Genomic DNA, 12,971 nt, shown 5'->3' on the forward strand with positions numbered 1-12,971 from the left:
CCGTCAGGCGGAGGGCGGGAACCCGGGCAACGCCTCGAAGGGGGCGCCCGGGACCAACGTCCTCCACCGCGCGAGCTGCACCGCCGCCGCGCTGAGGGCGTCCACGCAGAACCGGCGCATCTCCGGCGAGTCCGAACGGCCGAGCTCCACCCGCCACGCGTCACAGCAGTCCGACTCCAGTCGGATGGCCAGGAGGACCGGGGAGGACGGGGTCTCCGGTCCCACGAGGTACCCCACCGGCGCCGGCGGGGCTCCCGGCCACAGTCGTTCCGCTTCGTCGCGGCGGGCACGGTGGGCGGCCAGTTCGCGCCGGACGGCCGCGCGGATACTCGCGTCGGCGCGGGAGAGGACGAGTCCGTACCCGTAGACCGCGGCGTCCTCCGCCGCCAGTCCCACGGCCCGGCTCATGCGAGCACCACCTCGGCGGCGGCCGTGCACGCCGCGGAGACGGCACCGGCGATCTCGGCGCGGGCCCCGTCGATCTCCGCCGCGACGTCCGCGGCCAGCGCCGCGTCCGCACGCAACCTGGCCCGAACCTCGTCGACGGGCGGGCACACCGGAGGCGGGGCCGGTGTCGCCGGCTGCTCCTCGCCCTCGCCCTCGTCCGCGGTGTCCGCCAGTCCCGCGAGCGCGTCGGCGTGCATCCGACGGGCGTCGGCGATCCGGCGCAACGCGCCGACGCGGTCCCCGTGGGTGGCGTCCGCAGCCGCCAACTCGCGGGCGTCGCGGGTGGCAGCGTCGATCAACGGGATCAGCGGGTCCGGACGGTCGACGACCGCGGGCAGCGCGCAGCCGCCGGCGACCGCGAACCCGGTGACGCAGACGGCCGCGCCCACGAATCGACGGCGGGAGAGGACCACGGGGGCGGAATGGGGCACTCCGACATCCTGCCAGGGCTCGGAGGTGGGGGCGTCGAGGCGGTACAGTGATGCGGCCCGTCCGCGTCCCGGACGGGTTCCCCGGCCCGCACTCCAGGAGCACAGTGATCGTCCCCGAGCCCGACAGGGCCCACATTCTCAGAGCGGTATCCGACCGCGGCCTCGATCTCGAGGACATCCGGGAGGACGCCCGCTCGTCCGCCTGGCGCGTGACGATCGTCGTGGACGGGGACGCCGGGGTCTCACTCGACGACCTGGCCGATCTGTCGACCGACCTCGATCCCCTCGCCGAGGGATGGGGCGGGCCCGACCGACCGGTGACCCTCGAGGTGACCAGCCGTGGGGTCGACGCACCCCTCGAGCAGCCGAGGCACTGGCGTCGGGCCCGTGGGCGCCAGGTGGATATCACCTACGTACAGGGCGCGAAGGGCCCGGCCCGCGCACGGGTCGGCGACCTGGACGAGGGCGCGGGAGTGGTCCGTCTCGTGTCCGGAGCGCGGGAGAAGAAGGTGGAGCCGGTGGCGTTGGACCAGGTGGCCCACGCCGTGATCCGGGTCGAGTTCCGGCCCGCCCCGGAGGACGAGCTGGACCTGCTGTCGGAGCCGGGGGGCCCCGGTCGTGGCGCGCGAGAAGGAGAAGACCGTTGAACATCGACATGGCAGCGCTCAACATGCTGTCCCTGGAGCGCGAGATCCCGCTGGATGATCTGGTGCAGACGCTGGAAAACGCGCTTCTCACCGCCTACAAGCGAACCGACGGAGCGCACCGCGTGGCCCGGATCGCGCTGGACCGCAAGGCCGGCACCGTCGCCGTGTTGGCAGCAGAGGTCGACGAGGACGGCAACCGCATCGGCGAGTTCGACGTCACCCCCTCCGACTTCGGGCGGGTCGCGGCCGCGACCGCGCGGCAGATCATCCTGCAGCGCCTGCGTGAAGCGGAGACCGATCGCATCTACGGTGATCTCGTCACGCGCGAGGGTGAGGTCGTCAGCGGCGTCATCCAGTCCGATTCGCGGGCCAACGCCCGGGGCATCGTGGTGGTCCACATCGGTCCGGAGAACGGCGGCACCGAGGGCACGATCGCCCCGGCCGAGCAGGTGCCCGGCGAGAGCTACCGGCACGGCGACCGCATCAAGTGTCACGTGGTGGGTGTCCACAAGGGTCCGCACGGGGCCTCCGTGTCACTGTCCCGGACACACCCGGATCTCGTCCGTGGGCTCTTCGCCCTCGAGGTTCCCGAGATCGGCGACGGTTCGGTGCGTATCGCGGCGATCGCGAGGGAGGCCGGGCACCGCACGAAGATCGCGGTCGAGTCCACCGTCTCGGGTCTCAACGCCAAGGGCGCGTGCATCGGCCCGAACGGTGCCCGGGTCCGTGCCGTGATGGCGGAGCTGAACGGCGAGAAGATCGACATCGTCGACTACGACGACGACCCGACGGTGTTCGTCGGGAACGCCTTGTCGCCGGCCAAGGTGATCTCGGTCACCGTCGCCGACGAGCAGGCGAGGGCGGCCCGGGTGGTCGTGCCCGACTACCAGCTCTCGCTCGCGATCGGCAAGGAGGGGCAGAACGCCCGCCTCGCCCACCGCCTCACCCAGTGGCGGATCGACATCCACAGCGACGCGGAGTGAGGCCCGTCGGCCGCCGGTGCCACGCGGTCGGGCGCGCCGTTCGTGTCGACACGCCATCTTCTGTAGACTGATCAGTTGTCACAGTGACTTCACGTCCACCCGTCCCCACGGGTCGGGCGGCGAGAGACCGAGGTGGCCGTATGCCGGGTCGTCAAGACCAGCGGATCGATGCCGCCGAGGACGAGGGTCCCATTCGGACCTGCGTCGGTTGCCGTCGTCGGGATAACGACTCCCGGCTGCTGCGGATCGTCCACGATCCGCAGACGGCGTCGCTCTCGCCCGATCCGCGTAGGCGGGCGGTGGGACGAGGAGCCTGGGTGCACCACGATGAGCGGTGCATCGCGACAGCACTCGACCGCAAGGCCTTCATCAGGTCGCTGCGAGTCGCCGGGAACGTGTCCCAGGACGCGGTCTCGGAGGTGCTCGAGGCCCTGCGCCCCGCGCACGACACCACCCGTCGGCCGTTCGGCCCGGCGGGGGAGCACGAGAAAAGGAACGGACCAGACACGATGAGCACACCGTGAAGCTCCAGCGATGAACGTCCATCGAATGTAGACCGAGGTCGCGCGGCCAGCCCTGCCGTGAGACCTCGCAGTGAGGAGAGCAGTGGCAGGCAAGCCCCGGGTACACGAACTGGCCAAAGAGTTCGGTATCACCAGTAAAGAACTTCTGACGAAGCTCCGCGATCAGGGAGAATTCGTCAAGTCCGCGTCGTCGACGCTGGAGGCACCGGTCGTCCGGCGCCTGCGCGAGGCGCACGCACCGGCCGGAGGTGGCGACAACGCCGCACCGGCGTCCAAGTCCGGCGGTGGGCCCGCGCCCAAGCCGGGCGCACCGACCAAGCCCGCCCCGGGCCCGCGTCCGGGTGCGACCCCGCGGTCCGCGGCGCCCGACGCGGCGCCGAAGCCGTCGGCCGCGCCCACCCCGGGTGCCAAGCCCGCGGCGCCGGCCCCCAAGCCCGCCGCGGGACCGACGCCGGGCGCCAGGCCCGCCGCGGGACCCACGCCGGGTGCCAAGCCCGCCGCACCGGGTCCGAAGCCCGGCTCGCAGCGTCCCGCCCAGGGTGCGACCCCGGGCGCAGCGGCGGCGGCGTCCCGCCCGGCTCCCGGCCCCCGTCCGGCCGGCCCGAAGCCCGGGCCCAAGACGCCGCGCGTGGGTAACAACCCGTACTCTAGCGGCACCACGCCCGCCCCGCGCCCGCAGGGCGGCCCCCGCCCGGGTCCCGGGCAGGCCGGTCCGCGTCCGGGTGGCGCACGTCCGGCACCGGGCCAGGGTGGTCCCCGTCCCCCGCAGCGCCAGGGTGCTCCGGGCCAGGGCGGCCCCCGTCCCAGCCCCGGCAACATGCCGCCTCGTCCCAACCCCGGTCAGATGCCGGGGCAGGTCGCACGGCCCGCAGCGGGCCGCGGTCGGCCCGGTGGTCCCGGCGGACGTCCCGGCGGCGGCGGCTTCCGCCCCGGCGGTGGCGGCGGCGCCCCGGCAGCGGGCGGCGGTGGCTTCCGCGGTCGGCCCGGTGGCGGCGGTCGCGGTCGCGGCGGTGCCGCGGGCGCGTTCGGACGTCCCGGCGGTGCCCCGCGCAGGGGTCGCAAGTCGAAGCGGCAGAAGCGTCAGGAATACGATTCGATGCGGGCACCGGAGGTCGGCGGCGTCCGGCTCCCCGACGGTCGTGGGCAGGTCCTGCGGCTGGCTCAGGGCGCCTCGCTGAGCGACTTCGCGGACAAGATCGACGTCAACCCGTCGCAGCTGGTCCAGGCGCTGTTCAACCTGGGCGAGATGGTCACCGCCACGCAGTCGGTCACTCCGGAGACCCTCCAGCTCCTCGGTGAGGAGATGGGGTACAAGGTCCAGATCGTCAGCCCCGAGGACGAGGACCGCGAGCTGCTCGAGTCCTTCGACCTGTCCTTCGGCGAGGACGAGGGCGGCGAAGAGGATCTCGAGCGTCGTCCCGCGGTCGTCACCGTCATGGGTCACGTCGACCACGGCAAGACCCGGCTGCTCGACAGCATCCGGTCCGCCAAGGTCGGCGAGGGTGAGGCCGGCGGCATCACCCAGCACATCGGTGCGTACCAGGTCACCGTGCCGGTCGACGACGTCGAGCGCACGATCACCTTCATCGACACCCCGGGTCACGAGGCGTTCACCGCCATGCGTGCCCGCGGCGCCAAGTCGACCGACATCGCGATCATCGTGGTGGCGGCGGACGACGGCGTGATGCCGCAGACGGTCGAGGCGATCAACCACGCGCAGGCGGCCGACGTGCCGATCGTCGTGGCGGTCAACAAGATCGACAAGGAGGGCGCGCAGCCCGACAAGATCCGTGGCCAGATGACGGAGTACGGCCTCGTGCCGGAGGAGTACGGCGGCGACACCATGTTCGTCGACATCTCCGCCAAGCAGAACCTGAACATCGATTCGCTGCTCGAGGCCGTCGTCCTCACCGCGGATGCGGCTCTGGACCTGCGGGCCAACCCGGACATGGACGCCCAGGGCGTCGCGATCGAGGCGCACCTCGACCGCGGTCGTGGCCCCGTGGCCACCGTGCTCATCCAGCGCGGCACGCTGCGGGTCGGCGACTCGATCGTCGCCGGCGACGCATACGGTCGTGTGCGCCGCATGGTCGACGAGCACGGCCAGGACGTCGAGGAGGCGACCCCGTCGCGTCCGGTCCAGGTCATCGGTCTGACCAGCGTGTGTGGCGCCGGCGACACCCTGATGGTGGTCGACGAGGACCGCACGGCCAGGCAGATCGCCGATCGACGCAATGCGCGTAAGCGCAACGCGATGGCCGCGCGCAGCCGTCGCCGGATCAGCCTCGAGGACCTGGATTCGCACCTCAAGGAGACGAGCCAGCTCAACCTCATCATCAAGGGCGACAACTCCGGTACGGTCGAGGCCCTCGAAGAGGCCCTCATGGGTATCGAGATCGACGACGAGGTGCAGCTGCGCGTCATCGACCGCGGTGTCGGCGCCGTCACCGAGACGAACGTCAACCTGGCGGCGGCGTCCGACGCGGTGATCATCGGGTTCAACGTCCGCGCGGAGGGTAAGGCCACCGAGATGGCCAACCGCGAGGGCGTCGACATCCGGTACTACTCGATCATCTACCAGGCGATCGACGAGATCGAGAGCGCGCTCAAGGGCATGCTCAAGCCGATCTACGAGGAGAAGCAGCTCGGTCAGGCGGAGATCCGCCAGATCTTCCGCTCCTCCAAGGTGGGCAACATCGCCGGTTGTATGGTGCTCGACGGCATCATGCGGCGTAACGCCAAGGCGCGGCTCATCCGCGACGGCAACGTGGTCGTGGAGGAGATGACCGTCTCCTCGCTGCGCCGCGAGAAGGACGACGTGACCGAGGTCCGCGAGGGCTTCGAGTGCGGTCTGACGGTGACGTACTCCGACATCAAGATCGGCGACGTGATCGAGACGTACGAGCTCGTCGAGAAGCCGCGCGACTGACGTCGCAGAGCACACCGTGGGGGCGGGTTCCGTATCGTACGGACCTGCCCCCGCGGTGCGCTCGTCAACACGTGACCGCCCAGCGGTCGCACCATGTCAAGGAGGATCGCCATGACCGGCAAGGGACGCGCGGGACGGCTCGGCAAGCGGATCGGCGAGATCGTCGCGACGGCCATCGAGCACGAGATCAAGGATCCGCGTCTCGAGTACGTCACCATCACCGACTCGCGCATCACCGCGGACCTGCGGGTCGCCACCCTGTACTACACGGTTCGGGGCGAGACCCTCGACGAGGAGCCGGACCTCGAGGCCGCGGAGGCGGCGTTGACCGCCGCGCGGGGGCGTCTGCGCACGATGGTCGGCAGGCAGACCGGGGTCAAGTTCACCCCGGAGCTCACGTTCGTGCTCGACTCCGTGCCCGACGCCGCGCGGCACATGGAGGAACTCCTCGCCAGGGCGCGGGCCAGCGACGAGCAGGTCCGTCGTGCGGCCGAGAACGCGCGTCCGGCCGGTGACGAGGACCCCTATCGGAAGCCGGAGGAGGACCGACCGGAGGACGACGACCGGTGACCACGGCGGTGGACGCCGCGGGGGCGGCGGACGTGTTGGGGCGGCACCGCGAGGTGACCGTGCTCTGTCACGTCCGCCCGGACGCCGACGCCCTGGGCAGCTCCTGCGGTCTGGCCCGGGCGCTGCGCGCGGTCGGCGTGACCGTCCACCATTCGTTCGACCCCGGCGTGGTCCCGGACGCGCTGCGCGCCATCCCGGGCACCGACCGGGTGATCCCGCTGTCCCGGGTGCCCGCCCACGGCGGCCTCGTGGTGACCCTGGACTGTGCGAGCCCCGACCGGGCCGGGGCCTGGGAACGGCTGGCGGAGAGCGCCTCCGAGGTGCTGGTGGTCGACCACCACGGATCGAACCCGGGTTTCGGATCGCACATGTATCTCGACCCGACCGCCGCGTCGACCGCCTCGCTCGTGTTGGAGGTGCTCGACGCCGGCGGCTACGTCGTCGACGCCGACATCGCCACCAGTCTCTACGCCGGTCTCGTCACCGACACCGGGTCCTTCCGGTGGGGCGGGTCGGACGCGCACGAGACCGCCCGCCGCCTGCTCGAGGCCGGGGCGGAGTCGGAGGAGCTCGCGTACGACCTGCTCGACGCCCGTTCCTTCACGTGGCTGCGGGTCCTGGGTGAGCTGCTCGCCACCGTCCGTCTGGACGTCGACGCCGTGGGGGGACGGGGCGCGGTCTGGCTCGCGGTCCCGTACGAGGTGATCGCCGGGGCGGACGACGACGACGTCGAGTCGCTCGTGTCCCATCTGCGGGGCGTCCGCGAGGCACGGGTGGCGGTCCTGCTCAAGGAGTACCGGCCGGGGGAGTGGGCCGTCTCGCTGCGCTCCCGGGGTGACGCGGACCGCGAGGCGATCGACGTCTCGGTCGTGGCCGGGGCTCTGGGCGGCGGCGGACACCCGTCTGCGGCCGGCTGCACCGTCCGCGGTGACCTCGACGCCGTGAGTGCGAGGCTCCGTGAACTCCTCGGCTGACCCCGCGCCCACCGCGCCGCGGTCGGCGCCGCGGCCGGAGCCGGCACCGGTGCCGGCTCCGGAGGTCGGGGTCGGGGCGATCGGCCGACGCCTGTGGTCCATCGCGCTGCCCGTTCTGCCGGTGCTGTCGGCCGAGCCCGTCTACCTGTTGGTCGACGGCATCATCGTGGGCCGACAGGGCGCGGACGCGCTCGCGGCCCTCGGCGTCGGCGCGCTCGTGCTGCTCGTGCTGGGCACCCAGATGAACTTCCTGTCCTACGGGACCACCGCCCGGTCCGCGCGGCTACACGGCGCCGGTCGGCGCGCTGATGCGGTCGCCGAGGGCGTGCAGGCGACGTGGATCGCCCTCGGCGTCGGAGCGCTCGTGGTCGCCGCGGTATCGGCGCTGATGGGCCCGCTCACCCGCGCCCTCGCCGCCGACGCCGAGGTGGCCGCGGGCGCCGCCGAGTGGCTGCGGGTGGCCGTGTGGGGTATCCCTTGCATCCTCGTCGCCTCGGCCGGCCACGGATGGATGCGCGGCGTCCAGCGCCTGCGCACCCCGCTCGTGCTGGTGGCCGTCGGGATCGGCGTGTCGACCGTCGGCTGCGTGGTGCTGGTCCCCGGACTGGGACCCGCGCCGGAGATGGGTCTGGTCGGCAGCGCCTGGTCCAACCTCGCCGGTCAGCTGCTCATGGCGGGCGGCTTCCTCACCGCGTTGGTCCTCGAGCACACGGGTTCGCTGCGTCCCCGCCGGGCCGTCATCGTCAGCCAGCTGCGGATGGGCGTCGATCTCGTCATCCGTACCGCGTCGTTCCAGATCACCTTCGCCGTGGCCACCACGGCCGCCGCCGCGGCGGGCGTCAACTCGCTCGCCGCCCACCATCTCGCGCAGCAGTTGTGGTCGCTGTACTCGCTCGTCCTGGACTCCGTGGCCATCGCCGCGCAATCGCTCGTGGGCGCCGCCCTGGGCGCCGGTCTGGCCGCGCACGGTCGGGCGCTGGCCCGGGCCGTCGTCGTGTGGTCACTCGGTCTGGGGGTCGCGCTCGCGCTGGTGACCGTGCTCTTCCGTGAGCCGCTGGCGACCCTGCTGGCCGGCGACGCCGGGGTGGCGGACCGGCTGGTGGTGGCGCTGATCGGCATGGCGGTCGTCGTCCTGCCGGCGGCGGTCGTGTTCGGTCTCGACGGGGTCCTGCTCGGCGCCGGGGACGCGGCGTACCTGCGCACGAGCACGGTGATCGCCGCGTTGTGCGGGTTCCTGCCCGTTCTCCTGGCGACCCGGCACTTCGGGTGGGGCCTGACGGGGATCTGGTGGGGGATGGGTGTCTTCGTGGGGATGCGCCTCGTCGCCGTGGGGATGCGGGTGCGCGGTGACCGGTGGGTGGTCCTCGGCGCGCGCACCCCGGAGGCCGCCGGAGCCGACGCGGAGGCCGCCGGATGACCGCGGGTACCGGCGCGGAGGCGGGTCCGTCGCTACGGGCGGTGTCCGACCTGCACGTGGGCCACCGCGGGAACGCCGACGTGGTGGACGACCTCCAGCCCGGCCACCCGGGCGACTGGCTGATCGTGGCCGGAGACGTCGCGGAGAAGACCCGCCACGTGGTGGACGCCCTGGAGCGTCTGGCGGCCCGGTTCGAGCGCGTGATCTGGGTGCCCGGCAACCACGAGCTGTGGATCGGGCGCGATGACGAGGGGATGTCCTCCACCACGAAGTACGACCGGCTGGTGGAGGCGTGCCGGGCGATCGGCGTGGACACCCCCGAGGACCCCTACCCCCTGTGGACCGGCCCCGGCGGGCCGGCGTGGGTGGTGCCGATGTTCCTGTTCTACGACTACAGCTGGACCCCCGTGGCGGGGCAGGCCCGCGCGGAGGCCCTGGCCGGGGCGCGCGAACGCCGGGTGGTGGCGTCCGACGAGTTCCTCATCGACCCGGGCCCGTTCGGCGACGCCGTGGCGTGGTGCCGGGAGCGTCTCGTGGCCACCACGACCCGGCTGGCGCGCCTCGACCCCGCCCATCCGACCGTGCTGATCAACCACTGGCCGCTGTTGCGCGAGCCCACGCGCGTACTACGCCACCCCGACTTCGCGCTGTGGTGCGGGACCGAGCAGACGGCCGACTGGCACCGCCGCTACCGGGCGACCGCGTGTGTCTACGGGCACCTGCACATCCCGCGCACGACCGTGCACGACGGCGTGCGCTTCGAGGAGGTCTCGCTGGGCTACCCGCGGGAGTGGGGGGCCCGTGGGCGTCCGGAGCCGCTGACACGCCAGATCCTGCCCGCCCCGGACGCGCCGCAGGTGCGGTGGGTGCGCGGCGGCGACGGCATGCCGCGGCTCGCCCGGCCCGGGGAGAGCGCTCCGGAGCTCGAGGAGGAGCGGTGACGGCCGATTCGTTCCCCGGTGACCTGTTCCCCGACGACGTGGCAGTGGTGACCGACACGGAGCTCGGCATGGACGACGCCGCCCTGCTGGCGTCGTTGTACCCGGTGGAGGTCGAGCAGATCGGTGCGGCGGTGGAGCGGCGGCGGGTCGACTTCGCCGGGGCGCGGGCCTGTGCGCGGGCGGCCATGACGCGGCTCGGGGTGCCGCCCGGTCCGGTGCTTCGGGGCGCGCGGGGCGTGCCGGTGTGGCCCCCGGGGCTCGTGGGCACGCTGACGCACACCGACGGTCTGCGCGCGGCCGCGCTGGCCCGGGCCGGTCGGGTGCGATCGGTGGGATTGGACGTCGAACGGCACGAACCGCTCGCCGACGGGGTGCTCGAGGCGGTGTCGCTGCCGGAGGAGGCGGCGTGGGTGCGTGCCGCGCGCACGGAGATGCCGTCGGTGGCGTGGGACGCGCTGCTGTTCACCGCGAAGGAGGCCACGTACAAGGCGTGGTTCCCGCTCACCCACCGGTGGCTGGGGTTCGCCGACGCGCACATCACCCTGGTACCCGACGGGGACGACGACGAGGTGGTCCGGGGCACGCTCGTCTCGCGGATCCTCGTCGACGCGCAGACGGTGGACGGCGGCCCGGACGCGACCGAGTTCCACGGCCGCTGGGCCGTCCGGGGCGGCCACGTGGCCTCGGCGATCGTGCTGCGGCCCGCGGGTGTCGATAGCGTGGGGCCGTGACGCCGCGCAGACCCGACCCCCGTCCCGCCCCCGAACCCGGCCTGGTGGTCGTGGACAAGCCCGGGGGGATGAGCAGCCACGACGTGGTGGCGCGACTGCGCAGGTTCTTCGGCACCCGCAAGGTCGGACACGCCGGCACCCTCGACCCCATGGCCACGGGTGTGCTCGTCGTGGGCATCGAACGCGCCACCAAGATGCTCGGCATGCTCGCGCTGGAGACCAAGTCCTACGAGGCGACCATCCGCCTCGGCGAGACCACGACCACCGACGACGCCCAGGGGGAGACCACCGCGACCGTGGACGCCTCCGCGGTGACCGACACCGCGATCGACGCGGCCGTGGCCGACCTGACGGGGGAGATCGACCAGGTGCCGTCGGCGGTCAGCGCGATCAAGGTCGACGGGAGGCGGGCCTACGACAGGGTGCGGGCGGGGGAGGAGGTCGAGCTCCGGTCCCGGCGGGTCACCGTCTCCCGGTTCGACGTGCTCGAGCGGGTCCGCGCCGGGGCGGTGATCGACCTCGTCGTCGTCGTCGACTGCTCCACGGGGACCTACATCCGCGCGCTCGCCCGTGACCTCGGCGCCGCGCTCGGCGTCGGGGGCCACCTCACGGCGCTGCGCCGGACCCGGGTCGGACCGTTCGGCCTCGATGTCGCCCGCACGCTCGACGAGCTGGAGGCCGCGCCGACCCTGTCCCTCGACCTCGACGCGGCCGCCCTGGCCGCGTTCCCCCGCCGCGACATCGACGCGGACGCCGCCGAGGGGCTCCGCCACGGACGGTGGCTCGAGGCCCGGGGTGACACCGGCGTCGTCGCCGCCGTGGGCCCGGACGGTCGTGTCGCGGCGCTGGTCTCGGAGTCCGGACGCCGCGCCGCTCCGGTCGTGGTCATGCGCCCGGCGGGGCTGTGAACCCCGCGCGTAAGGTGGTCGCCGTGCAGCTGTGGCGGACGTTCGACGAGATCGTGATCCCCGACGGCGGGACCTCCGTCGCCCTCGGGGTGTTCGACGGACTCCACCGGGGGCACCGCGCCCTCGTGGACCGCGCGGTCGGAGCGGGTCGCGAACTCGGTGCCAGCCCGGTGCTGGTGACCTTCGACCCCCATCCCGTCGAGGTCGTCCGGCCGGGCACGCACCCGTCCGTCCTCACCCCCCTCGCCCGGCGCGCCGAGCTCGCGGGGGGATTCGGCGTGGACGCCGTCTTCGCGCTGCCCTTCGACCGCGAGATGGCCTCGTGGGAGCCCGACGAGTTCGTGGACCGCGTCCTCGTCTCCGGGCTCCACGCCCGCGCCGTCACCGTCGGTCGCAACTTCACGTTCGGTCGCAGTGCCGCCGGCACCCCCGAGACGATGCGTGCCCTGTGCGCGGAGCGGGGGATCGCGTGCGAGGTGGTCGACCTGCTGGAGTCCGGCGGCGAGACCGTCTCCTCGAGTCGGATCCGGCGCCTGCTGTCGGAGTCCGACGTCGCCGCCGCCGCGGAGATCCTCGGCCGCCCCCACCGCGTCTCGGGCGTCGTCGTGCACGGCGCCGGGCGAGGGGGTCGGGACCTGGGCTACCCGACCGCCAATCTCGACCTGCCCGAGCACACCGCGGTCCCCGCCGACGGCGTGTACGCGGGCTGGTTCACCGTCCTCGACGACGGCCCGGTGGACGGGTCGATCGTCCCGGGGCGCCCGTACGCGTCCGCGATCTCCGTCGGCACCAACCCGACGTTCGGGGACGCCGCGCGCAGTGTCGAGGCGTTCGTGCTGGACGAGTCCGCCGACCTGTACGGCCGGACGGCGGCCGTCGACTTCGTCGACCACGTGCGCGACATGGAGAAGTTCTCCTCCGTGGACGAGTTGCTCGTGGCGATGGACCGCGACGTCCGACGCACCCGCACCGTGCTCGGGGCCTGACCGCGCCCGAATTGGGACCGCCGCCCCCGGCTGGTAACGTAGCCGGTCGGCCCTGCTGCGGTCCGCGGCGGCGGTGGCCTCACATTTTCGCGGACTGGAACAACCAGGAGTCATCATGGCGCTGAGCACCGAAGAGAAGAAGGCCGTTCTGGCCGAGTACGGGGTCCACGAGACCGACACCGGGTCCCCCGAGGCCCAGGTCGCGCTGCTCACCCGTCGCATCCAGCAGCTTACCGAGCACCTCAAGACCCACCAGCACGACCACCACTCGCGTCGTGGCCTGCTGCTGCTGGTCGGCCGTCGTCGTCGGCTGCTCAAGTACATCGCCAAGGTCGACATCGCGCGCTACCGCTCGCTGATCGAGCGCCTCGGCCTGCGCCGCTGACACCGGCCCGCCCGGACCCGTCGACGATCCCCGCCCTCAACGTGAGGGCGGGGATCGTCCGCATCCGGGCGGCGCGGCTTCCCTCGCGTCGGGGGGCG

14 protein-coding genes are annotated in these 12,971 nt (G+C 73.1%); 12 read left to right on the plus strand and 2 right to left on the minus strand.

The annotated features are described in order from the left end of the window. Window positions 1–3 precede the first annotated feature (3 nt). Both DPA01S_RS08730 and DPA01S_RS08735 read right to left on the minus strand, forming a co-directional pair. Window positions 4–408: a ferritin-like domain-containing protein gene (locus DPA01S_RS08730; RefSeq protein WP_061227738.1), complete on the minus strand. Its 405-nt coding sequence runs from the start codon at window positions 406–408 to the stop codon at window positions 4–6. Further along, window positions 405–878 (minus strand): hypothetical protein, encoded by a 474-nt coding sequence (locus tag DPA01S_RS08735; protein WP_063935039.1) that lies wholly within the window; start codon window positions 876–878, stop codon window positions 405–407. The genes DPA01S_RS08730 and DPA01S_RS08735 overlap by 4 nt, the downstream gene beginning before the upstream one ends. A 104-nt stretch (window positions 879–982) precedes the next feature. Here DPA01S_RS08735 and rimP point away from each other — a divergent pair, with 104 nt between their 5' ends. The 12 genes from rimP (at window position 983) to rpsO (ending at window position 12,873) form a co-directional block, all read left to right on the plus strand. Beyond that, on the plus strand, window positions 983–1,525 hold the full coding sequence (gene rimP / locus DPA01S_RS08740) for a ribosome maturation factor RimP (RefSeq protein WP_061227736.1): 543 nt from the start codon (window positions 983–985) through the stop codon (window positions 1,523–1,525). Continuing rightward, window positions 1,522–2,508 carry a transcription termination factor NusA gene (gene nusA / locus DPA01S_RS08745; RefSeq protein WP_007632933.1) on the plus strand — a complete coding sequence of 329 codons (987 nt, stop codon included), beginning with the start codon at window positions 1,522–1,524 and terminating at the stop codon, window positions 2,506–2,508. Before rimP ends, nusA begins: the two co-directional genes overlap by 4 nt. Window positions 2,509–2,648: 140 nt before the next feature. Then, complete coding sequence (locus tag DPA01S_RS08750) at window positions 2,649–3,032, plus strand: YlxR family protein (RefSeq protein ID WP_082767599.1); 384 nt, start codon at window positions 2,649–2,651, stop codon at window positions 3,030–3,032. Between the two features lie 82 nt (window positions 3,033–3,114). Then, window positions 3,115–5,961: a translation initiation factor IF-2 gene (infB, locus tag DPA01S_RS16325; RefSeq protein WP_082767598.1), complete on the plus strand. Its 2,847-nt coding sequence runs from the start codon at window positions 3,115–3,117 to the stop codon at window positions 5,959–5,961. Between the two features lie 111 nt (window positions 5,962–6,072). After that, window positions 6,073–6,531 (plus strand): 30S ribosome-binding factor RbfA, encoded by a 459-nt coding sequence (gene rbfA, locus DPA01S_RS08760; protein ID WP_007632708.1) that lies wholly within the window; start codon window positions 6,073–6,075, stop codon window positions 6,529–6,531. Continuing rightward, window positions 6,528–7,505: a DHH family phosphoesterase gene (locus DPA01S_RS08765; RefSeq protein WP_061227735.1), complete on the plus strand. Its 978-nt coding sequence runs from the start codon at window positions 6,528–6,530 to the stop codon at window positions 7,503–7,505. The genes rbfA and DPA01S_RS08765 overlap by 4 nt, the downstream gene beginning before the upstream one ends. Then, a complete protein-coding gene (locus tag DPA01S_RS08770; protein ID WP_232303084.1) occupies window positions 7,489–8,922 on the plus strand; it encodes an MATE family efflux transporter in 1,434 nt (477 codons plus the stop codon). Before DPA01S_RS08765 ends, DPA01S_RS08770 begins: the two co-directional genes overlap by 17 nt. Further along, entirely contained in the window at window positions 8,919–9,863 is a 945-nt protein-coding gene (locus DPA01S_RS08775) for a metallophosphoesterase family protein (RefSeq protein WP_061227734.1), read from the plus strand. The genes DPA01S_RS08770 and DPA01S_RS08775 overlap by 4 nt, the downstream gene beginning before the upstream one ends. Window positions 9,864–9,931: 68 nt before the next feature. Continuing rightward, on the plus strand, window positions 9,932–10,594 hold the full coding sequence (locus tag DPA01S_RS08780; protein ID WP_061227798.1) for a 4'-phosphopantetheinyl transferase family protein: 663 nt from the start codon (window positions 9,932–9,934) through the stop codon (window positions 10,592–10,594). Then, window positions 10,591–11,502 (plus strand): tRNA pseudouridine(55) synthase TruB, encoded by a 912-nt coding sequence (truB, locus tag DPA01S_RS08785; protein ID WP_061227733.1) that lies wholly within the window; start codon window positions 10,591–10,593, stop codon window positions 11,500–11,502. Before DPA01S_RS08780 ends, truB begins: the two co-directional genes overlap by 4 nt. A gap of 23 nt (window positions 11,503–11,525) precedes the next feature. Beyond that, on the plus strand, window positions 11,526–12,488 hold the full coding sequence (locus DPA01S_RS08790; protein WP_174521505.1) for a bifunctional riboflavin kinase/FAD synthetase: 963 nt from the start codon (window positions 11,526–11,528) through the stop codon (window positions 12,486–12,488). Between the two features lie 115 nt (window positions 12,489–12,603). Further along, entirely contained in the window at window positions 12,604–12,873 is a 270-nt protein-coding gene (gene rpsO / locus DPA01S_RS08795) for a 30S ribosomal protein S15 (protein WP_007632724.1), read from the plus strand. Window positions 12,874–12,971 lie beyond the last annotated feature (98 nt).

This window comes from Dietzia papillomatosis NBRC 105045 (genome assembly GCF_001570845.1).
In the GTDB taxonomy this organism is placed as follows: domain Bacteria; phylum Actinomycetota; class Actinomycetes; order Mycobacteriales; family Mycobacteriaceae; genus Dietzia; species Dietzia cinnamea.